The sequence below is a fragment of the Mycobacterium tuberculosis H37Rv genome (genome assembly GCF_000195955.2).
GTDB classification, from domain to species: Bacteria; Actinomycetota; Actinomycetes; order Mycobacteriales; family Mycobacteriaceae; genus Mycobacterium; species Mycobacterium tuberculosis.
In genome coordinates this window covers 1,315,212-1,338,553 of record NC_000962.3, presented here as the reverse complement: position 1 = coordinate 1,338,553, position 23,342 = coordinate 1,315,212, and the positions used below count along the sequence as shown (strand labels likewise).

The window sequence follows — 23,342 nt, the reverse complement described above, 5'->3', positions numbered from 1 at the left end:
ATAGTGTGCAAATTGCACCCGCTGGCCCTAAGATCGGCGCGTGGCATGGCAACAACCTTCGCCGCGAATTCGTGAGCTGATCCGCGAGGGAGCACGCATCGCCCTCAATCCCAGCCCGGAGTGGATCGAGGAACTGGACCGTGCCACGATTGCGGCCAATCCGGCGATCGCCAACGATCCGGTGCTTGCGAAGGTTGTCCAGACGGCCAATCGCGCCAACCTGGTGTACTGGGCTGCGGCCAACCTGCGTGACCCTGGTGCTCGGGTGCCCGCCAATCTCGGCACCGAGCCACTGCGGATGGCCCGAGACCTGGTGCGCCGGGGGCTGGACACAGTAGCGTTCAACATCTATCGAACCGGTGAGCACATCGGGTGGCGGTTCTGGATGGGGATTGCGTTCGAACTCACTTCCGACCCCCAAGAGCTGCGCGAGCTGCTAGACGTGTCGGCCCGCTCCGTCAACGACTTCATCGAGGCCACGCTGACCGGTATCGCCGCGCAAGTGCAGTCGGAACACGACGAACTGACCCGCAGCACCCATGCCGAACGCCTCGAGGTCGTCGGGCTGATTCTCGATGGCGCCCCTATCAGCCCCGAACGGGCCGAAGCGAAATTGGGCTACCCGCTGAGTCGTGCCCATACCGCTGCCATCATCTGGAGCGACGAGCTCGACGGTGACCACAGCTACCTCGACCGGGCGGCTGATCTGTTCTGCCACGCCGTGGGATCGACACGACCGCTGACGGTGGTCGCCGGGGCGGCGAGCCGCTGGGCGTGGGTGACCGACGCCGACGGACTCGACATCGACACAGTGCAGGCGGCGGTGGACAACGCACCCGGGGCGCGCATCGCCATCGGGACCACCGCCAACGGGGTGGAGGGGTTCCGGCGCAGCCACCTCGAAGCGCTCATCACCCAGCGCACCTTGTCACGGCTACGGTCGACCCAGCGGGTCGCCTTCTTTGCCGACGTTAAGATGGTCGCATTGATCAGCCAAAATCCAGATGCTGCAAGCGAATTCATCACGAGTACGCTTGGAGACCTCGAGTCTGCCAGCCCAGATCTACAAACGGCCCTGCTGACCTTCATCAACGAGCAGTGCAACGCCTCCCGGGCCGCAAAACGTCTCCACACTCACCGCAATACATTTCTGCGCAGACTCGAGTCCGCTCAGCGGCTGCTACCGCGACCGCTCGACCACACCTCCGTCCATGTGGCCGTCGCCCTGGAAGCCCTACAGTGGCGCGGCAACAAGGCCCATGCGCTAAGCTCACCGGGCCGTCGGAGTAACAGTGTGCCAGCGTAACTGTCCAGCGGTACACGATAATTCGCCGTAGCTCAGCCTTCTGACAGCAACTGCTTCTTGAGCACTTTCCCCAACGCGTTGCGCGGCAGCGCATCTACGATACGCACCTCGCGCGGGCGCTTGTGCACCGAAAGTTGTTGGGCAACAAAGTTGATAAGCCCGTCCGCATCGACATTCGCTGAGCCGACTACGTAGGCAACGATCCGCTGGCCTAGATCATCGTCGGGCACCCCGACGACTGCCGCCTCCGCCACGTCCGGATGCCCGAGCAGCACCGTTTCAATTTCACCGGCGCCGACCCGGTATCCACCCGACTTGATCAAGTCGACCGACTCGCGTCCCACGATGCGGTGCATCCCACTGCCGTCGACCACCGCGACGTCGCCGGTGCGGTACCAGCTGTCGGCGTCGAACGCCGCGGCGGTGGCATCGGGTTGATTCAGGTAGCCGTCGAACAGGGTCGGACCGCGAACCTGAAGCTTTCCAACGGTTTCCCCGTCGTGCGGGACCTCACCGCCATCGTCGTCCACCAGTCGGGTCTGCACACCGGCCAGCGGCAGGCCGACCCAGCCCGGGCGACGCTCACCGTCAGCCCGCGTCGATAGGGTGATCAGCGACTCCGAAGCACCGTAGCGTTCGACGGGCCGGTGCCCGGTGAGCTGCACCAGCTTGTCGAACACCGGCACGGGTAGTGCCGCACTCCCGGACACCAGCAGCCGCGCCGGTTTGAGCGCCCCGGCGGCAGCTTGGTCGGCCGCCACTCGTGACCACACCGTCGGCACCCCAAAAAACAACGTGCCGTGCGCTTCATAACAGGCCTGGGCGTAGCCGGCCGGCGTTGGTTTACCGGTGTGCACGAAGCGATTTCCGAACCGCAGCGACCCGAGCAAGCCCAGCACCAGGCCGTGAACGTGATACAGCGGCAGACCGTGGACCAGCACGTCCTCGGCCGTCCACTGCCAGGCCTCTGCCAATGCATCGAGGTCGGCGGCGATCGCCCGCCGGCTCAGCTGCACGCCTTTGGGCGGCCCGGTGGTGCCGGACGTGTAGACCACCATGGCGATGGCCCCGGGTGAGGGCTCCGGATAACGGTGCCAGGACCGCGCGTGCGTGCGCACCGGGATGTGTGGCAGCCCCGCTGGGTCGTCGGGCAACGGGCCCAGCCATGCCTGGACGCCGGAGTCGGTGAGCATGTGCCGGCGTTCGGTGACGCCCACATCGGCGGGTACCGGCACAACCGGCACGCCGGCGATCAGGCAGCCGGTGATCGCCAGCACCGTCGACGCGGTCGGCGTGGCCAGCACGGCGACCCGGTGCGCACCGGCGACCCGCTCGGCCACCGACGTTGCCGCGCCGACCAGGTCGCTACGGCTCAGCACGTCGCCGTCGATGCGGACCGCGTCCGCGATATCGGCGGCGGAGACGACAGCAGGATTCAGGGAGGCCAGCAGCACGTGAGCGAGGCTACCCCGGCGCCGTGATCGCCTGCCCCGTCAGGCCGGTCGCGTCTGGGGGGTGCTGACCGCCTCTGCCGGTGTATCCGGTCGCGGAAACAGCGGGCTCAACACCTTCGGCGGCCGAAACGGCGCCCATGCACCCTGGGGCTGTGCCAGCCGGTCGGCGATGGCCCACACCACCGGCGGATTGTGGCCGTAGCCGATGTGGCTGCTGCGCACCGCGATGTTTTCCGCGCGCTCCGATGGCGAATTCATGCACGTCTGCCAGGCGACCATGCCGTCGCAGCGCGAGTAGATCGCGGTGGTCGGCACCGGCAAAGGTTCACTTTCCATTTCCAGCGGCAACTCGTGCCGCTCGGTGTGCAGATGCGCATACCGGTTGAAGCTCCACGCGGAGCGCGTCTCACAGGTGTCCCTCATGCCAAACGGGCTGCCCAGTGTGATCACCTGGCGCACCGCCGACGGATGGTCGCGGGCGAGGCCGCGCGCGAAGATGCCACCCAGGCTCCACCCAATCAGGCTCACCGGGGTGTGGTACCGGGAGTGGAGCTTGTCGAGGAGGTCCCGCATCCCGGATACCGCTTTGGCCGTCGGCCCGATGTTGCGGCCGAGCCCCCAGCCGTAGGCCGCGTACCCGAGGCGACGCAAGATCCGTCGCAGGATCCAGGTGGAACCGTCGCCGGCCAGCAGGCCAGGTAGCACCAGTACCGGATGTCCGTCGCCGGCCGGCAGCATCCGCTGCAGCGGCAGCACGGCGAGCAATTGCCCGTACTCGACACCCGCGCGCGGTATGTCGGTGAGGTAGAGAAACCATCCGGGGGCATCACAGGGGCGGTCAGCGGGCTCTAACACAGGCAACAGCATGTCATATTAAGGCCGTCAATAGGCACAAATGGCGATGCAAAGCAGTGCGGCCCGCCCATGCGAGCTCGGTCACACGCCCGATCATTTCCGCAGGTCGCGGTCCCAAATCTGCATCAGGGTGCTCAAAATCTCTTCACCACGGCCAAGCCCAGCGAGATGACTTTCGCCGGGCAAGTGCAACAACTTCGCGTCGGGAAGCCGGGATACGACGTGTTCCCCGTGGGAGAACGGGACGATGTGGTCGTGGTCTCCGTGCCACCAGCGGACGGGGACTTTCACCTCGTCCAGCCGGAATCCCCAGTCGCGGGCAAAGGCGATGACATCGGCGAACGGCGCAGCGAGCTGCTTGCGACTACCGTTGAGCAGATCGTCGAGGAACATCGCCTTGAACTCGGGCCGAGCCAGCAAATGCCGGTCGGCCCGCGGTGAGAGCAGGCCATACAGGTCGAGGGCAGGGGACGCGACGGGCCGGGCCGCCCGGATCAGCAAGCTCGCACCCAGCCGCAGCGGGGTGCCGCCCACCTGCAGCAGCGGCGCCACCGCCGAACCAAGGCGCATCAAACCGCCGCTAATCGCGTCCGGGCCGCGCGTCGGCGCGACGCCGCCGAGGACACCGGCGGCGACCACCCGGTCGGGCAGCCCGGCGGCGCACGCCAGGGTGTATGGGCCCCCGCCCGACAGGCCCACCACGGCCATCTTGTCGATGCCGAGCGTGTCGGCGATGGTCCGCAGATCGTCGGCGAACGCCAAGATGGTTTCGTACTGATGCGGCGTCGAGGCGCCGATGCCGGGCCGATCGACGCCAATCAGACGAATATTGTGGTGCTCGGCGTAGACCCGGGCTTCGGTCGGGATCTGCCGCCGGGCCCCTGGGGTGCCATGCAGCCAGAAGACCGCACGACCCTGCGGGGCGCCGAACTCGGCGAAGCCGATCCGGCGGTCCTCGCCGACGGCGATGTTTCCTTCCAATTTCGGACGGGCAATAGCGACGGCCATGGCGAGTAGCTTGGCATGTGGCGGCGCGGCGGCAAACCGCAAGGTGTACCAGGTGTGACGGCAGTCGGCGGCTCACGTTGACCGTTGCACGAAAGACGTGAGTGCCCCGGCCACCAGGTCTGGGTCGTCACACATGGGAAAGTGGTTGCCCCGGCGGACCTGCAGTTGGCGTGCCGTCGGAAACAACTCTTTCCAGCGCGGCTGAAACCGCAGCGGATCGTTGAACTGACCGAAGATGGTCAGCAGTGGCCGATCGGCCAGACCCCCCCGCAACGCGGCGTCGACGTCGGTATAGAGGGCATGGGCACGGCGCGCATCGCGGAAGTAGGCATGCCACGCCCTGCGGGCCGGCGCATCGATTCCCGCCCGAAAAGCCGCGCGGTCTGCGCGGCTCCAGTGCCGACCGGCCCCGAACCGCGTCGACGTCGCGCGGGCAAGCGCATTGATGGCCGCGTCCAGTTCACGCACGGGGGCGCTGCCCATCGCCGCGAGCATGCCCCGGAACAGCGGACCCGTGGGCCGCCATGCGAAGCAGTTGACCGCGGCCAGTGCCGCGACGCGGTCGCCGCGACGGGCGGCGGCCAGGAAGCCGGCCGGGCCGCCCAGGTCGTGGGCTACCAGGGTGAGGTCACGTAACTGCAGCGCATCAATGACCGAGGTGATTGCATCGGCCGCCTGGGCAAGTGTTGGCGGGGTTGAGAGCCGGTCGCTGAGCCCACAACCCGGTGCGTCGATGGCAACACACCGAAAATCGTTGGCTAGACGCAACAACACGTCACGCCAGACAAAGCTCCAGCTGCCGACGTGAACGAACAGCACCGCCGGCCCGTCGCCGATATCGGTAACCGCGATGCCGCCCTGATGGTGGCTCAGCAGGTAGGGCTGCCAGGGCCACGCCGACGATGACAACCAGCTCGGCCGGTCAAGCGCGGCAAGTGATTTCATGGTCATACCTCCGATACCTAACTAACCGCCGCCGAGTTCGGCCCGTAACGGGTCCAATGTTGAAGGCTGCACTAAGACATGGATTTTTGTGATCTTGCCGGCCTCGATCGACAGGGCCAACACGCCGGCAAGCGCTCGGTTGACAAAGGCCAGCACCGCCGGTTGACCGCACACCGGCTGGGCTACCAGGACGGTGGCGGGGTGACTCCAGTGGCGCAGGATGGTCGGGCCAACCCGATCCGCGCCCACGACGACAACGCCTTTGCGGGCGTCGATCTCGCCGGCGACACCCGGATCCAGCACCTCGAGCAGGGTGTCCAGGTCTCCGTTGGAGCAGGCTTCGATGAAAGCTCTGGTGACGACGCGATGCTGGGCTGGCTCCACGCTGGCCGCAATGCGCGATTCGTTGATCTTGCGACGGGCCCGATGAGCCAGCTGCCGGCATGTGGAGGCCTGGCTGCCAATCGTCGTGGCGATTTGCTGGTAGGGCAGCCCAAAGATCTCGTGCAGCACGAACACCACCCGCTCCGCGGGGCCGAGGCGCTCGAGCATGATCAGCAAAGCCAGCCGGACCTCGTCGTCGAGAGTCACCCGGTCAGCCGGGTCAACCGATGACACGCTGGCGTCACCGTCGTGCCATGCGGCGATGTCCTGCGGGCGCTCCCGGCGTGTCGACGCCGACTTGATGTGATCCAGGCACAGCCGGCTGGTGACCACGATCAGCCAGCCACGCTCGTCGTCGATGTCGCCGACCGGAGCCCGCAGCAAGCGGGAAAATGCCTCTTGCACCATGTCTTCGGCCACGCCGATGTCACCTACCATACGAAACGCGAGGTCCACCAGGTAGGCCCGATGCGCCCGCCAGGCCGCACTTACCGGGTCGTGTTGCGACATGTGTCCTCCCGCCGACCCATGCTGGAATTCATAACATCAAGGACGAGACAGCCCCGCCGAATGTGACAGCAACCGGCGATTTCAGCGCTCGGCGCACCCCCGCGCGCGTCGGCGGTCGGTCAGCGCCCGCAGGAAGAACGCCAGGTTGGCCGGGCGTTCGGCCAGCCGCCGCAGGAAATACCCGTACCACCGGGTGCCGAAGGGCACATACACCCGCACGTGGTTACCGGCGCCGGTCAGTCGTCGTTGTTCGTCGTCGCGGACGCCGTAGAGCATCTGGTATTCGAAATCACCTTGACTACGCCCTGATTCGCGCGTGATCCCCGGTACCGCCGCGATGATCACCGGGTCGTGGGTGGCCACCATCGGATAGCCTCGCCCCGCCGTCAATACCCGAAGGCACCGCAGATAGGAGTCGGTGACCTGCGCGGCGTCTCGGTAGGCCACCGATGCGGGTTCGTCATAGGCGCCCTTGCACAACCGGACTCGGGCGCCCACGGCCGCCAACTCCGCGCAATCGGCCAGCGTGCGCCGCAGATAGGCCTGCACAACCGTGCCCAGCCAAGGAAAGTCGACGCGCAAATCGCCCGATATCGACAATGTGGAATCGGTGGTGGTGTGGTCTTCGGCGTCCACCGTGACCCAGGCGCCCACCCGCTCGGCCCGCTCACAGATGGCGCGGGCGTTGTCCAGCGCGATCTTCTGGCCGTCGCGATCGAGGGCCTGCCCGAGCGCCGACAGCTTGAGCGACACCTCGAGCGGTCGCACCCCGTCGCATGCGATATCGCCGCGGCGGCCCAGCACGTCCAAGAGCCCCAGGTACGCCCGCACGGCGGCGGCAGCGTCGTCGGCATCGGTGACGTTCTCGCCCAGGTAGTCGATGCTGAGGTAGCGGCCCGAATCCCGCAGCGCGGTAACGATATCCACCACGTCGTCGAGCGTGTCGCCGGGCACGAACCGGCGCACCACCCCGCGGGTGAGCGGCGAGCGCTCGACGATGCGGCCCAGCCGATCCGAGCGGCCGGCGGCAAGCATTGCCGGGCGCAGCGTGTGCGCGAACCAGCCGGCCATCAGTCGACCGCCATGTGCGGGTAGATGTGGTCGGTGGCCGCGACGAACGTCTCCTTGATGCTGCGCGCCGACGTCCACCGCAGCAGGTTCAACGGCGAACCGGCCTTGTCGTTGGTGCCCGATCCGCGTGCACCGCCGAACGGCTGACGCCCCACCACCGCCCCCGTCGGCTTGTCGTTGACATAGAAGTTCCCCGCCGCGAACCGCAGCCGATCCAGCGCGGTCAGCACGGCCTGCCGGTCGTCGGCGATGACCGCGCCGGTCAGCGCGTAGCGGGATCCGGTGTCGATGACGTCGAGGATCTGCTCGTAGCGCTCGTCGGGGTAGACATGCACCGACAGCAGCGGACCGAAGTACTCGATGACAAACGACTCGTCGGTCGGGTCGTCGGAGAGCAACACCGTGGGGCGCACGAAATAGCCTTCGCTGTCGTCGTATTCGCCGCCGACGGCGACGGTGACCGCGGCCGCGCCTTTGGCCCGTTCGATGGCGTCGACGTTCTTGACGAAGGCGCGCTGGTCGATCAGCGCACCACCGTAGTTGGACAGGTCGGTGATGTCACCGTAGCGCAGCTCGGCGGCTTTGGCCAGCAACTCATCGCCCATCCGCTGCCACACCGAATGCGCGATAAACGCTCGCGACACCGCCGAGCACTTCTGGCCCTGGTAATCGAATGCTCCGCGAATCAGGGCCGTGCGCAGCACATCCGGGCGGGCCGAGGCGTGCGCCACCACGAAGTCCTTGCCCCCGGTCTCGCCGACCAGTCGCGGATAGCTATGGTAGCGGCCGATATTGGTACCCACCCACTGCCATAGGTGGCCGAAGGTAGCCGTCGACCCGGTGAAGTGGATGCCGGCCAGCCGTGGATCGGCCAGTGCCACATCGGAAACCGCGAATCCGTCGCCAGTGACCAGGTTGATCACCCCGGGCGGCAACCCGGCGGCCTCGAGCAGTTGCATGGTCAGATAGGCCGCCAGCGTCTGGGTGATCGACGGCTTCCAGATCACGGTGTTGCCCATCAGAGCCGGGGCGGTCGGCAGATTGCCGGCGATCGAGGTGAAGTTGAACGGCGTGATCGCGTAGACGAAACCGTCCAGCGGGCGGTAGTCGATCCGGTTCCATTCCCCCGGGCCACTGATCGGCTGCTGCTCCAAAATCTGTCGGGCGAAAGCGACGTTGAACCGCCAGAAGTCGATCAGCTCGCAGACCGCGTCGATCTCGGCCTGGTACACCGACTTGGATTGGCCGAGCATGGTTGCGGCGGCGATCTTTTCCCGCCACGGCCCGGCCAACAGATCGGCGGCGCGCAGGAACACCGCGGCACGTTCATCGAACGGCAGTGCCGCCCAGTCACTTTTGGCAGACATGGCGGCTTCGACGGCGGCCGCGGCGTCGGCGTGGGTGGCGTTGGTCAGGGTGCCCAGCCTGGCGGCGTGCCGGTGCGGCTGCACGACGTCGATTCGCTCGCCGTCGCCCATCCGGTGTCGGCCGCCGATGACGTGCGGCAGGTCGATGGGGTGATCGGCCAGGGAGGCCAGTTCGGTGCGCAGCCGGGTCCGTTCCGGGGATTTCGGCGCATAGTCGTGCACCGGCTCGTTGGCCGGAACCGGCACCTGGGTGATCGCGTCCATGCCTGCCAGCATCCCCGCCCAGGCATCGCAAATGTTTGGCCGATCAGACAAGATCTGGCGGACTTGCTAGTAGGATCGGACAACATGCGGATCGCCGGCGTGGGGCTCGGCCAGTTGCTCCTGGCGCTGGATGCGACCGTGGTCAGCCTGGTGGACGCCCCGCGCGGCCTGGACCTGCCGGTGGCGTCGACGGCGCTGATCGATTCCGACGACGTGCGGCTGGGCCTGGCGGCCGCGGCGGGCTCGGCCGATGTGTTCTTCCTGATCGGGGTCACCGACGACGAGGCGGTGCGCTGGGTCGACGATCAGGCACGCCAACGGGCGCCGGTGGCGATCTTCGTCAAGCACCCGTCGGACTCGGTGGTGGCCGGGGCCGTCCGCGCCGGCTCGGCGGTGGTAGCCGTGGAGCCGCGGGCCCGCTGGGAACGGCTGTACCACTTGGTGAATCATGTCTTGGAGCATCATGGTGACCGGGCCGACCCCACCGACGATTCCGGAACCGACCTGTTCGGGTTGGCACAGTCCCTGGCCGACCGCATCCACGGCATGATCAGCATCGAGGACGCCCAGTCGCACGTGCTCGCCTACTCGGCCTCCAACGACGAGGCCGACGAGCTGCGTCGGCTGTCCATCCTGGGCCGCGCCGGCCCGCCCGAGCATCTGCAGTGGATAGGTCAATGGGGCATCTTCGATGCCCTGCGGCCCGGCCGTGAGGTGGTGCGGGTGGCCGAGCGCCCCGAGCTGGGGTTGCGTCCTCGGCTAGCCATCGGGATTCATCAGCCGGGGGTCGGTGCGCTGCGGCCACCGGTGTTCGCCGGCACGATCTGGGTCCAGCAAGGCTCGCAGCCGTTGGCCGACGATGCCGAGGAGATGTTGCGGGGTGCTGCGGTGCTGGCCGCCCGGATCATGTCGCGACTGGCGACCCAGCCCAATACGCACGCGCTGCGGGTACAGCAACTACTGGGCCTGGCCGAGCTGAACGCAACCACAGCACCCGTCGACGTATCGACCATCGCCCGTGAACTCGGCGTCGCCGCCGAGGGCAACGCAACGCTGATCGGTTTCGACACCGCGGAAAACCGCGATACCGCAGTCCGCCATGTTCGGCTTGTTGACGTCATGGCATTGAGCGCCAGCGCTTTTCGCCACGACGCTCAGGTTGCCGCCAACGGCTCACGGATCTATGTGCTGCTGCCCCAAACCACGACCGGCCGAGCTGTCACCTCGTGGGTCCGCGGCACAATCAGCGCACTGCGCGCCGAGCTGGGAGTAGCACTACGGGCAGCCATCGCGGGGCCGGTCGCGGGACTTGCCGAAGTCAACCCGGCACGCGTCGAGGTGGATCGGGTACTCGAGAGTGCCGAGCGCCACCCGATCTTGGGGCAGGTGACATCGCTGGCCGAGGCACGCACCACCGTTCTGCTCGACGAAATCGTCACCCTGGTCGGCACCGACCAGCGGCTCGTCGATCCTCGGATACGTGACCTGGGCGCCCAGGACCCGGTGCTGGCTCAGACCCTGCGTGCCTACCTGGATGCCTTCGGCGACATCGGCGCCGCCGCACGGTCACTGCAAGTGCATCCCAACACCGTTCGCTACCGGATAAGGCGGATCGAGCAGCTGTTGTCGACCTCGCTGGGCGATCCGGATGTGCGGCTGCTCTTTTCGCTGGGGCTGCGGGCCATGGAACGCACGGCTTAGCAACTCGACCGTGACGCCCCTCACGGCGCCCCTGCGTACACCGACTTCGACTCTGCGTCAACCTGTTTCAGCACATGCACAGCATTGCAGAACGTTATGATCAGCATCGCTATCGCCAACCATCCCCCTGCCCGCTTGGGTTATCGGAGATCGCGCGAAACGGTAATGTAGCACCAATGTCCGACTCTTCTGTCTTGTCCTTGCTGCGCGAGCGTGCCGGCCTGCAGCCCGACGACGCCGCGTTCACGTACATCGACTACGAACAGGATTGGGCCGGCATCACCGAGACGCTCACGTGGTCAGAGGTGTTTCGACGGACCCGCATCGTTGCTCACGAAGTCAGGCGGCATTGCACGACCGGAGACCGAGCCGTGATTCTGGCTCCGCAGGGCCTGGCCTACATCGCGGCTTTCCTAGGTTCGATGCAGGCCGGAGCGATAGCGGTTCCGTTGTCAGTCCCGCAGATCGGCTCTCACGACGAACGTGTCAGCGCGGTGCTTGCCGACGCGTCACCTTCGGTCATCCTGACAACATCTGCGGTCGCAGAAGCGGTTGCCGAGCACATCCACCGGCCGAACACGAACAACGTAGGGCCGATCATCGAAATCGATTCATTGGACTTGACCGGGAATTCACCGAGCTTTCGGGTGAAGGATCTGCCAAGCGCCGCGTACTTGCAGTACACCTCTGGCTCCACCCGCGCTCCGGCTGGGGTCATGATCTCGCATCGGAACCTTCAGGCGAATTTCCAACAGCTGATGTCGAACTACTTCGGCGACCGCAACGGTGTGGCGCCACCTGACACTACCATCGTGTCGTGGCTGCCGTTCTACCACGACATGGGCTTGGTCCTTGGCATCATCGCACCGATCCTGGGCGGCTACCGCAGTGAACTCACTAGCCCGCTGGCGTTCCTGCAACGGCCAGCGCGTTGGCTACATTCGCTGGCCAACGGAAGTCCTTCGTGGTCGGCCGCACCGAATTTCGCCTTCGAATTGGCCGTCCGCAAGACAACAGATGCCGACATAGAAGGCCTCGACCTCGGCAACGTCCTGGGCATCACCAGTGGTGCTGAACGAGTCCACCCCAACACGCTCAGTAGATTCTGCAACCGGTTTGCACCGTACAATTTCCGCGAAGACATGATACGGCCTTCGTACGGTCTGGCGGAAGCGACTCTTTATGTGGCCAGCCGCAATTCGGGTGACAAGCCAGAAGTCGTCTACTTCGAACCTGACAAGCTGTCCACGGGCAGTGCGAATCGATGTGAACCCAAGACCGGCACACCGCTGCTGAGCTATGGCATGCCGACATCACCAACAGTGCGAATTGTGGATCCCGACACCTGCATTGAGTGCCCCGCGGGAACGATCGGCGAGATCTGGGTGAAGGGCGACAACGTCGCCGAAGGCTACTGGAACAAACCGGACGAGACACGGCACACCTTTGGCGCAATGCTGGTCCACCCCTCGGCAGGTACTCCTGATGGATCCTGGTTGCGAACGGGAGACCTCGGATTCCTCTCCGAGGACGAGATGTTCATCGTGGGCCGTATGAAGGACATGCTGATCGTATACGGGCGCAATCACTACCCCGAGGACATCGAGTCGACCGTCCAGGAGATCACTGGTGGTCGGGTCGCTGCGATTTCAGTTCCGGTCGATCACACAGAGAAGTTAGTCACTGTCATCGAGCTCAAGCTCCTCGGCGATTCCGCCGGCGAAGCGATGGACGAACTCGATGTCATCAAGAACAACGTCACAGCCGCGATATCACGCTCGCACGGTCTCAACGTGGCGGACCTCGTCTTGGTCCCGCCCGGGTCGATCCCCACCACAACCAGCGGCAAGATCAGAAGGGCCGCCTGTGTAGAGCAATACCGGCTGCAGCAATTCACCCGGTTGGACGGCTGAGCTAGTCGGGGCTGACCCAGGGCGATTCACAGCTTGTTGGCTGCCAACTTTAATGTCGGCCGGGACGTGGCTGACTAAGATATGGCGACATAACCGCCCGAAAACCGCCGAACGATAGCTGCTTTCCTATGCTTTCACGCACGCGATTCTCGATGCAGAGGCAGATGAAGCGAGTGATTGCGGGAGCATTCGCGGTCTGGCTCGTGGGTTGGGCCGGTGGATTCGGAACCGCTATTGCGGCAAGCGAACCCGCGTACCCGTGGGCTCCTGGGCCACCTCCGTCCCCCTCTCCGGTGGGCGACGCTTCAACCGCCAAAGTCGTCTACGCCCTCGGGGGCGCGCGAATGCCGGGCATTCCCTGGTACGAGTACACGAACCAGGCTGGCTCTCAATATTTCCCAAACGCAAAGCACGATCTCATCGACTATCCCGCCGGAGCGGCCTTCAGCTGGTGGCCCACCATGCTTTTGCCGCCAGGGAGCCACCAAGACAACATGACGGTGGGCGTGGCGGTCAAAGATGGGACAAACAGCCTTGATAACGCAATTCATCACGGAACCGATCCAGCCGCGGCCGTCGGCCTATCCCAGGGTTCCCTCGTGCTCGACCAGGAGCAGGCGCGGCTCGCCAACGACCCGACGGCACCTGCACCGGACAAGCTGCAGTTCACGACGTTCGGCGACCCCACCGGACGTCATGCGTTCGGAGCGAGCTTCCTGGCCCGAATTTTTCCCCCCGGTAGCCACATTCCGATTCCCTTCATCGAATATACGATGCCCCAGCAGGTGGATAGCCAGTACGACACCAACCATGTCGTCACCGCATACGACGGCTTCAGCGACTTCCCGGACCGGCCGGACAATCTGTTAGCGGTCGCCAATGCGGCCATCGGCGCTGCCATCGCGCACACCCCAATCGGGTTCACCGGACCCGGTGACGTACCCCCGCAGAACATCAGGACCACCGTCAACTCACGAGGCGCTACCACGACGACGTATCTGGTCCCCGTGAACCACCTCCCGTTGACCTTGCCGCTGCGTTACCTCGGCATGTCCGACGCCGAAGTCGATCAAATCGACAGTGTGCTGCAACCACAGATCGACGCGGCCTATGCACGCAACGACAATTGGTTCACCCGGCCGGTCTCCGTGGATCCGGTGCGAGGCCTGGATCCGCTGACCGCTCCGGGCTCGATCGTGGAAGGTGCCCGCGGCTTACTGGGCTCCCCCGCCTTCGGCGGCTAAACACTACCGCTTTGATCCGTCTGCCACGGCTTGAAATACCGTCTTCGTGCGCGCTGACATCCGGGCTGACATCTGGCCTTCTTCGGGTGCGCACCGCTGCCAAGGGTGTCCGGGCCACCAACTTGCGCGTCCGAGCAGCGTGGCCATGGCAGGCACGGTGATGGTCCGCACCACGAACGTGTCTATCAGGATCCCGACCCCAATGATGAAGCCGCCTTGGACGACGGTTCCGATGCTGGAGAACAGCAGGCCGGACATCGAAGCGGCAAATATCAGACCCGCTGCCGTGATCACTCCGCCCGTGCAACGCACCGTGCGAATCACGCTGGAACGCACTCCCAATGCCGACTCGTCCCGCAACCGCGACGCCAGCAGCATGTTGTAGTCCGCACCCACGGCGACCAGCACCACAAACGCTAGGCCGGGCACACTCCAGTGCAATTCCTGCCCCAGGAACACCTGGAACACCACCACACCAAGCCCGATCGCCGACATGTACGAGATGACCACCGAACCGACCAGGTACAGCGGCGCCACTATCGCACGCAGCAGTGCCATGAGGATCAGGATCACCACGACGACGGTCACAGCGACGATGAGCCGCATATCGCGCTCGTAGTAATCGCGGATGTCCCTCAGCATGACCGGGTAACCCGACATTGATATCGACGCGTCAGCCAGGGAGGTATTTGGCTGTGCACCTTTGGCTGTGTCAATGATCGTGTTGACCTGATCCATGGCCGCAGTGCTGAACGGGTTGAGGTCGGTCTGAATGAAGTACCGCACGGTATGCCCGTCTGGCGAGATGAACGCCTGGGCGACTTTTTTGAACTCCTCGGACTTCAGCACTTGCGGCGGGACATTGAAACCCGCCATCGACGGTTGCGACGCATCGTTGCCCATCGCCATCAGAAAGGCTGACGCCTGGTTCAGCCCGATGCCCATGTTCTTGGTCTGGTCGACCAGCATCTGGACGCCGTCTGCGACCTGACGACCGGCGCTGGCGAGGTCGTTAGCTCCATTTTGCATGCTGATCAGGCGCGCCCGGGCGGCGTCCGGATTGTCCAACCCCAGTGATTTCAGCGAGCGGACTACCGAATTCAGCGATCGCCCCAGATCGTTCACCACCGCCGACACGGTCTGCGGTGACCGCGTGGACTGCAGCTGACGCGCCAGGCCGACAACCTTGTCGAGAGTGCCATTGTCACGTGCGGTTTGCAGCTTGTGAAACTGAACGCGCGCGTTGCCACACATAGGGTTGCTGTCACAGACCGGGCTGGTATCCAAAGCGGCGACAACAGAGTCAAGCCAATCGAAACTGTTGGCGATACCGTCAAAGTTTACCTGCAGAGCGTCACCGAGCGCGTGGATATTGCTGACAAGCCTTGCAGCGTTGTCGATTTCGTTGAATGTTTTGTTGCCACCGAACTGGTTCTGGATGTAAGCGAGGGCGTCGACAAGGCTGCGGACACCCGCAACGGCCCGGCTGACTTGACCGCGAACGTCACCGAGATTGTCGGCCAACAGGTTGGCACCCGATGCCAGCCGATTCAGGTCGCCGGTGCGCTCATCGATCATTCGCGACGCGCCGCCCAGCCGGTTGCCAACTTGGCCGGCTTGGTATGTCGCCCGGGCCTGTTCAAGGGTTTCCCCGTTTGGCCGGGTCACACCGCGAACCATGGCAACGCCTGGGATCTGGCTCACACGTTGCGCCAGCTGCTCCAGGTCGGCAAGGCCGCGCGGGGTTCGCAGGTCGTGTGCAGAGTGGATGATCAAGTACTCAGGAATAGTCTGATTCACCGAGAAATGGTGCTCCATTGCCGCGTACCCAACCGAACTCGGATCCGAAGGCGGCAATTGTTTGCGGTCGTCGTAGTTGAAGTGAGCCAGGCTCGCGCAGCTGGCCAATGCAACCAGACCAATCAAGCTGGCGCCTAGATAAGCTTTGGGCCGCCGCACTATTCGCGTTCCGGCCCGCCGCCAGAATGTCGCCATGCGTTCACCGCGCGGTGCGACCCACCCGCGCGGTGAGGCCAGCACCAGGATGGCGGGCAGCAGGGTGACCGCGGCCAAGAACGACACCGCGATCCCGATCGCCAGAGCCGGGCCAACCGTTGAGAACACACCGAGTTTGGCGAATCTCATGCCGAGGAAGGTGATTCCGACCGTTGCCGCGGACGCGGCGATCACCTTCCCGACGGACATCATCGCCCGCTGGACGGCACGCTCGGGATGCTCACCGAGCCGCACATACTCGTGATAGCGGCTGATTAGGAAAACGGCGTAATCCGTTCCCGCACCAGCGATCATTGCGCTGAGCAACACGATCGCTTGATTGGATACGGCTAGACCGCCGACGAGCGACACGCCGGCAACCAACGCCTGCGCGGTCATCAAGGATGCGCCAATCGTCACCAGGGGCAACAGCATGGTAACCGGGTTGCGATAGATGACCATCAAGATGACTAGCAACATCACGGCGATCGCCAGCTCGATTGAAGCCCGATCCCGAGCCCCAGCGTCGGTCAGGTCTGCCACCGTGGCTGCGGGTCCTGTCACGTTTGCCGTCAACGTGGTTCCGGCCACAGTTCGTTTCACGATGCGTTCGACGTCGGTGTAAGCGTGGTAGGACTTGGGTGTACCCAGGTCGCCCGCGAGACCGATCGGCAGAATCCATGCCTTGCCATCTTTACTACCGAGCACCTCACGCAATGGCGGAGTAGTCAGGAAGTCCTGCAGCATCACGACGTCTTTAGCGTCGTTTCGCAGACGATCCACCAATGTGTGGTAGACGTTTTCGTCCGCCGCTCCCAAGCCTTTCTCGTCGGTGAGCAGCACTACCAAGATATTCTCGGAGCCGGATTCGTGGAACGCCTCGGCCATCTGGCGAACAGCGACGCTGGAGGGCGCGTCGGCAGGCAGGACCGCGACGGGATGTCGCTGAGCCATCTCCGCCAGTGAAGGCACCGCCATCGGCAGTACCAGGGCGAGCGCGACCCAACAGCCGACCACAACCCAAGGCCGCCGGGCGACGAGTTCACCTAGCCGCGCGAAGATGGGTTCACCACCGGGAATGAATCAGGCAACATTCTGCTGCTGCCCGCTCTCGGCGACTCGTTGGAACACAGACTTCAGCGTTGCCAGGTAGCGGGCAACCGATTCCCGGGCGATCGGGTTGTCGGGGAACATGACCGCCACTGCCGTCCCCTGCTCGACGCGGATGACGTAGATGGACAGTTGATAAGAGTAGCGACCGTCGCTGTACACTCCTATGTTCGTACCGGTTAACTCCGCGGTGAGCAGTACCGAAAGCGGAGCCGCGCCTGCGTCGAGGAAGTTGACGACGGGAAAGTTCGGTCGTGGCATGGTTAGCGTGGACGACAATTCGACGACGCGGTCGTAGGGTACTTCGGCGAGCTTCACGCCCGAGTCGAACGAGGTCTGCGCGGCTCGGGCGGCATCGCCGAACGCCGAGCCGGCGATGGGGACGGTGATCGGAATTAGGCCGGTGAACCAACCTTGGGTCATGGCATCCGCTGGAGTGCGGCGCGTGTCGCGCGGCGTTAGTCCGTAATAGGTTGTCGTACCGGTCAACTCGTGTTCAGCCAGGCCGCAGCAGGCTAGTACGCCACCGATGAACCGAGCGCCGGCAGCCGTGCAGACGGACTCGAATTGAGCCGTCTGCTCTTCATCGAGCATCATCACGGTGACAATATCCGCGTCACTGGGTTTCGATGGGTCACCAAGTGGGAGTGGAAAATCAGGAAAGCTACCGTTAGTACCTTCGGCGAACTTCGTCCAGGCGCGAACCTGGGGCGACTCCACCGTGAGGGTGGAGCTGAACGTGTGTTGTCGGCGGCAGAAGTCGTCGTAGCTGCCTGCCGGCGGTAGCTCGAGAGGGGCATGGCCGCCCACCAGCGCTGCGTACATCAGGTGGAACTCCATGAGCGTGACACCGACGATCATCGCGTCCACATGCACATGATCCACACTTGCAAAGAATGTGAAATGGTCGCAGCCTTGCACGATCCCAAACCGAAAACAACCCCATTGCAGGGGATCCGGCGTGTTCTGCACGATCTCGCGAATTTGCGGCAGCGTGAGCTCACCATGATGAACTGGTACGAACTCGATGTCGGCGGGATCCTGGATCGTACGCCGGATTATTTGTCCGTTGCCGTTGTATTGGAACCAGCTGCGATAGGTATCGTGCCGTCGGAGATGGGCGTTGATCACGTAGTTGGCCGCCCGGATATCGCACTGGCCGGGCTGCTGGCAGCTGACGACCATCAACCGCGAGTAGTCGAGTCCCTTTGCCTTTTGCTCGCAATAGCCCCGAATATGTTGCGCCTGCATATAACTGACCGGAACATCGCTGATCGGCGCCTGCGACGCTTTCGTGTGCGCGACAGCCGAAGGTCGCCATGACACAGTCGAACCCGTGCTCGGCGCCCAGTCGTCCAGCGTGCCTATTGTCAACGGTCCAACCCGCAACATGCCCTCCTCGGCTCGATCTCAAACTTCCGCAACGACTTCACCCGGGCCGTCATCAGACCGGCGCAGATTGGGCGGCTGCCAGCTCGTCGCACACGTGCTCGGCCAAGCCGCGAACCGTGGTGATCTTTGTGGGACTGACGCGTATACCCGTTTCGGTTTCGATGCGGGTCCGCAACTCCAAGTTGCCCAAGGAATCCAAACCATAGTCGGACAGCGGCCGGTCCGGATCAATGGTTCGCCGCAGCAGCAGGCTGATCTGGTCCGATACCAACCGCCTGACTGTGCGGGGCCACTCTTCGCGGGGCAAGCTGCCCAGTTCGGCGAGGAATTTCCCGGTGGCCGGTTGATTTTGGCCCGTGGCGTGGAACGCTTCGGCAAATCGGCTACGTTGCGCAAAGGCCGTCAACCATGGGGTACCCATGATCGGGGCATAGCCGGAGTACGCCCGGCCGTAGCGAAGCAGCGTCTGGAAGGCTCGAGCACCCTCGGCGGGCGCGATCGCTGCGCCGGTGCCTTCGGCCAGCGCGGTAGCGCGGCCAATCTCGGCCCATGCTCCCCAGGCGATTGAGGTAGCCGGAAGGCCCTGCGCCCGCCGCCAGTGGGCAAAAGCGTCCAACCAGCTGTTGGCCGCCGCATATGCGCCTTGACCCGGCGAGCCCACCAAGGCCGCGGCCGAGGAGAACAAGCAGAACCACTCCAGTGGCTGCGCGGCGGTGGCCCGATGAATGTTCCACGCGCCGTGTACCTTCGGCGCCCAACAGCGGTCGATAAGTTCGTCGGTGACATTGGCCAACGTAGCGTCCTCGACCACCGCCGCCGCGTGCAGCACGCCGCGCACCGGCAAGCCCGAGGCGGTGGCCACCGCCACCACTCGGTGGGCCGTTGCGGCATCAGCGATGTCACCGCATTCCACCTGGATATCAGCACCGGCGGCGCGGAGCCGCTCGATGACCCTGGTGGCGTGCGGGCTGGGCGTCGAACGGGAGTTGAGCACGATGCGTCCGCAGCCCGCCGCCGCCAGCTCGCCGGCAAGGAACAGGCCGAGGCCGCCCAAACCACCGGTGACGAGATAGGCGCCGTCGGGCCGGGACGTGCGGACCTGTTCGGGGGGCACCACGGCCACGCCTTCACCGGTACGCGGCACATCGAGCACCACTTTTCCGGTGTGCCCGGCTCCGCCGACCAAACGAATGGCAACGGCAGCGTCGTGAATGGGATAGTGCGTGGTCTGCGGCACCGGCAGCGTGCCCTCGACCGTGTGTTGGTAGACGGTTTTCAGCAGGCGCCGGACGGTGTGCGGGTGGCTGTGTGTCAGCAGCGCCAAGTCGACGGCATACAGCGACAGGTTGCGGCGGAACGGGAACAACCCGAGCCGAGTGTCGCCGTAGATGTCACGTTTGCCGATCTCCACGAATCGCCCGCCAAAGGCCAGCAATTCGATCCCAGCACGTTGTGCGGCGCCGGGCAGCGAGTTGAGTACGACGTCGACACCATACCCATCGGTGTCGCCTCGGATCTGCTCGGCGAACTCGGTGCTCCGTGAGTCGTAGACATGCTCGACACCCATGTCGTGCAGCAGTTGTCGCCGCTGGGCACTGCCCGCGGTGGCGAAGATCTCGCATCCGGCGGCCCGTGCGATCGCGATCGCCGCCTGCCCGACACCACCGGTCCCCGAGTGAATCAGCACCTTGTCGTCCGAGCAGATGCGAGCCAGATCGTGCAGGGCGTACCAAGCCGTCGCGGAGGCGGTCGGTACCGCGGCGGCGGCGGCCACCGGCAGCTCGGGCGGGAGCGTCACCGCCAGCCGGGCATCGCATCTGACGAATGTGCTCCAGCAGCCATTGGCGGACATGCCGCCGACGTGATCACCGATCCGATGCTCGGTGACATCCGGCCCGACCGCGGTCACCACACCGGCGAAGTCGATGCCCAACTGCTGTCGGTAGCCCTCGAAGGTGGGATACCGCCCGAAAGCGACCAGAACGTCGGCGAAGTTGACACTCGATGCGGTCACCGCGACCTCGATCTCGCCCGGTCCCGGCGCGACCCGGTCGAATGTGACGAACTCCAACGACTCGAGGTCGCCGGGAGTGCGGATCTGCAGGCGCATACCGTCGCGTCTGTATTCGACGACGGCGGTTCGCCGTTCGGCCGGGCGTAACGGACCGGGACGCAGCCGGGCGGTGTACCAAATGCCATTGCGCCAAGCGGTTTCGTCCTCCTGCGACCCGCTCTGTAGTTGGCTGGCCACCAGGGCAGCGACGGTCTCGTCGTTGTCGACGTCGATTGCGGTGGCACCCAGGTGCGGATGCTCGGAATCGATCACCCGCATCAGTCCACGCAATCCCGCCTGTTCCAAGTTGGCAAGATCGCTCGGCAGCACGCTCGCCGCGCTCCTGGTCACCACGAACAGCCGCGGCGGCTCACCGGGCAGCTCCGCGAGCTCGCGGGCAATACCCACCAGCTGTGACACATAGTCGCGGCCGCACTGTGTCAAACCACCCGTTGGCGGGCCAGTCACCACGACAACACCGGTGAGCCTGCCTCCGAGCAGCGAACGCAATTGTGCGACATCCGACGCCGAAGCCACGCTAGTGCTCTGGGCACCAACGGCATTCAACGCGTCGGCGAGTTGCGCGGTCAGCGGATCAGCTTCGGACGCACTGAGCAGCAGCCAGGATCCCGCATCGATCTGCGGCACCTCAGGCAGCTCACCCCGCTCCCACTCGATGGTCAACAATCGCTCGTCGAACACCCGGTTCGCGCGTTCATGTTCGGAAATCCCTGCGGCCAGCCGTAATCCCTCGACGGTCAAAAGTACCGTTCCGGCCTGGTCGAACACGTCGAGATCGGCTTCGCATTCGCCGGCTCGCGACGATGACGTGACCCGGGCGAGGCAGTAGTGCGCGCTGCGCGTCGAGTGATAGTTGCGCAGCCTACGCACGCCCACGGGCAGCATCAGACCACCGACAGTCGCCTTCTGGACCTCGGGATGAACAAGCACCGACTGGAAACACGCATCAAGCAGGGCCGGGTGGCTGGCATATGCCGACTGCTGAGATCGGATGGCTCCAGGCAGCGCGACCTCGGCGAGCACTGTGGTGACGTCCCCGCGCGCCGTGTGCACCGCAACTAGGCCTGAAAAAGCCGGACCATACTGAATACCTAAGCTGTTAAACATTTTTCGCAGTTCCTCACCGCTCATGCTGGACTCATGGGCGGCGGTCAGAGCGTTCGTGTCGTACCCGGGCGGCTGCGGCATCTCCTCCAATGCGTGCAGCATCGCGCTGGCCCGCCGTGCGGGCTCGCCTTCCTGATGACTCTCGACTGCGAACTGTAGGATCCCAGGCGCGGCGATCGTCGCGGCCGATGAGACCACCGTCTGCTCGTCCAGCAACAGCGTCTGCTCGAACTTGATGTCGCGCACCTCCGACAGCTCGCCAAGAGTGGTGCGCGCCGCGGCCAATGCCATCTCACAGTAGGCCGCACCGGGAAACGCAGCCACGTTGTGTATCCGATGGTCACCGAGCCACGGATGCGCCCCGGTGCCAACCCCGGCCTGCCAGACGTGACGCTCCGGTTCCTCCAACAGGTGCACATGGGCCCCAAGCAGCGGATGAACCGCCTGGACCGCGCCGGTGTGCGAGCGGTGTGAATCCTCACGGCTGAGCATCAGGGTGCGGTGCGTCCAGCTCGGCAATGGCGCATCCACCAAGCGCCCATCAGGGTACTGGACAGAGAAGTCCACCTTGGCGCCGGCGTTGTGCACGTCGGCGACGAAGCCGCGCAACCCGAACGGCAGCTGTTCCCCGCGCCGCATCGCGGCAAGCGTTGCGATCGGCATGTCGAGACTGGCGGCGTTCTGCTCGACCGCGTAGGTGAGCAGCGGATGCGGAGCCAGCTCGCCGAACACTCGGTACCCGTCCTTGAGCGCGGCCTGTACCGCCGCCGCGAATCGCACCGTGTACCGCAGGTTTTCCACCCAGTACTCGCCGGTGAACGACGGTCGCTCGCGCGGATCCCACAACGTTGCGGAGTAATACGGAATTTCCGGCGCCGTCGGATCGACCTCGGCCAGGACCTCGAGCAACTCGTCCAGGATGGGATCGACCTGCGGTGTATGTGAAGCGACGTCCACAGCTACCTCGCGCGCCAGCACATCCTGCTGCTCCCAGGCCGCCACCAGGTCACGTATCGACTGCGTGGCGCCGCCGACGACGGTTGAGGTCGGAGAGGCAACCACCGAGAGCACGACGTCGGAGATCCCACGAATCGCAAGTTCTGACAACACTTGTTGGCCGGGCAGTTCCACCGATGCCATCGCGCCACTACCGGCGATGCGCGACATCAGCCGCGAGCGCCGGCAGATGACTCGCAATCCGTCGTGCAGCGACAGTGCTCCGGCGACCACGGCTGCCGCAGCCTCGCCGAGCGAGTGCCCGATGATGGCACCAGGACGTACCCCATACGACTTCAGGGCCGCGGCCAGGGCGACCTGCACCGCGAAGATGGTGGGCTGCACCCGGTCAATACCGCTGACCGTCTGTGGCGCCGACATCGCTTCGGTCACCGAAAACCCTGACTCCCTAGCGATCACCGGCTCCATCGCCGCGACGGTGGCGGCGAACACCGGTTCGGCTACCAGCAGTTCAGTGCCCATCCCGGGCCACTGAGAGCCTTGCCCGGAGAACACCCACACCGGCCCGCGGTCGTCGTGCCCCACTGCGGGCTGATAGGGAATCTGATCGCCAGCGACGTCCCGCAGCGCCGCGCTCAGCTCGTCAAAACTGCTCGCCGTCACAACCGTCCGGACGGGTCGGTGT

14 protein-coding genes are annotated in these 23,342 nt (G+C 64.9%); 4 read left to right on the top strand and 10 right to left on the bottom strand.

What is annotated here, in order from left to right:
- Positions 1–40: 40 nt before the first annotated feature.
- Positions 41–1,306, top strand: coding sequence for a hypothetical protein (locus tag Rv1194c; protein ID NP_215710.1), 1,266 nt, complete (start codon positions 41–43; stop codon positions 1,304–1,306).
- Positions 1,307–1,338: 32 nt separating this feature from the next.
- Here Rv1194c and fadD36 read toward each other — a convergent pair whose 3' ends face one another.
- The 7 genes from fadD36 to rocA all read right to left on the bottom strand — a co-directional run bounded on the left by fadD36 (position 1,339) and on the right by rocA (position 9,164).
- Positions 1,339–2,760, bottom strand: a complete 1,422-nt coding sequence (gene fadD36 / locus Rv1193) for a fatty-acid--CoA ligase FadD36 (protein NP_215709.1) — start codon at positions 2,758–2,760, stop codon at positions 1,339–1,341.
- 39 nt (positions 2,761–2,799) lie between these two features.
- Positions 2,800–3,627: a hypothetical protein gene (locus Rv1192; RefSeq protein NP_215708.1), complete on the bottom strand. Its 828-nt coding sequence runs from the start codon at positions 3,625–3,627 to the stop codon at positions 2,800–2,802.
- Positions 3,628–3,708: 81 nt separating this feature from the next.
- Positions 3,709–4,623 carry a hypothetical protein gene (locus Rv1191; protein NP_215707.1) on the bottom strand — a complete coding sequence of 305 codons (915 nt, stop codon included), beginning with the start codon at positions 4,621–4,623 and terminating at the stop codon, positions 3,709–3,711.
- A gap of 72 nt (positions 4,624–4,695) precedes the next feature.
- Positions 4,696–5,574: a hypothetical protein gene (locus Rv1190; protein NP_215706.1), complete on the bottom strand. Its 879-nt coding sequence runs from the start codon at positions 5,572–5,574 to the stop codon at positions 4,696–4,698.
- Positions 5,575–5,589: 15 nt separating this feature from the next.
- Entirely contained in the window at positions 5,590–6,462 is an 873-nt protein-coding gene (gene sigI / locus Rv1189) for an ECF RNA polymerase sigma factor SigI (protein NP_215705.1), read from the bottom strand.
- Between the two features lie 81 nt (positions 6,463–6,543).
- Positions 6,544–7,533 carry a proline dehydrogenase gene (locus tag Rv1188; RefSeq protein ID NP_215704.1) on the bottom strand — a complete coding sequence of 330 codons (990 nt, stop codon included), beginning with the start codon at positions 7,531–7,533 and terminating at the stop codon, positions 6,544–6,546.
- A complete protein-coding gene (gene rocA, locus Rv1187) occupies positions 7,533–9,164 on the bottom strand; it encodes a pyrroline-5-carboxylate dehydrogenase RocA (protein ID NP_215703.1) in 1,632 nt (543 codons plus the stop codon). The genes Rv1188 and rocA overlap by 1 nt, the downstream gene beginning before the upstream one ends.
- Positions 9,165–9,248: 84 nt before the next feature.
- Between rocA and Rv1186c the strand changes: the two genes are divergently transcribed.
- From Rv1186c to Rv1184c, 3 genes are all read left to right on the top strand, one after another.
- On the top strand, positions 9,249–10,865 hold the full coding sequence (locus Rv1186c) for a hypothetical protein (protein NP_215702.1): 1,617 nt from the start codon (positions 9,249–9,251) through the stop codon (positions 10,863–10,865).
- Positions 10,866–11,041: 176 nt separating this feature from the next.
- Positions 11,042–12,778, top strand: coding sequence for a fatty-acid--CoA ligase FadD21 (fadD21, locus tag Rv1185c; RefSeq protein ID NP_215701.1), 1,737 nt, complete (start codon positions 11,042–11,044; stop codon positions 12,776–12,778).
- A 164-nt stretch (positions 12,779–12,942) separates the two neighbouring features.
- Entirely contained in the window at positions 12,943–14,022 is a 1,080-nt protein-coding gene (locus Rv1184c) for a hypothetical protein (RefSeq protein NP_215700.1), read from the top strand.
- A 3-nt stretch (positions 14,023–14,025) separates the two neighbouring features.
- Here Rv1184c and mmpL10 read toward each other — a convergent pair whose 3' ends face one another.
- The 3 genes from mmpL10 to pks4 all read right to left on the bottom strand — a co-directional run bounded on the left by mmpL10 (position 14,026) and on the right by pks4 (position 23,320).
- Positions 14,026–17,034 (bottom strand): transmembrane transport protein MmpL10, encoded by a 3,009-nt coding sequence (gene mmpL10 / locus Rv1183; protein ID NP_215699.1) that lies wholly within the window; start codon positions 17,032–17,034, stop codon positions 14,026–14,028.
- 66 nt (positions 17,035–17,100) lie between these two features.
- A complete protein-coding gene (gene papA3 / locus Rv1182; protein NP_215698.1) occupies positions 17,101–18,519 on the bottom strand; it encodes an acyltransferase papA3 in 1,419 nt (472 codons plus the stop codon).
- Positions 18,520–18,571: 52 nt separating this feature from the next.
- Positions 18,572–23,320, bottom strand: coding sequence for a polyketide beta-ketoacyl synthase (gene pks4, locus Rv1181; protein NP_215697.1), 4,749 nt, complete (start codon positions 23,318–23,320; stop codon positions 18,572–18,574).
- Between the last annotated feature and the right edge of the window lie 22 nt (positions 23,321–23,342).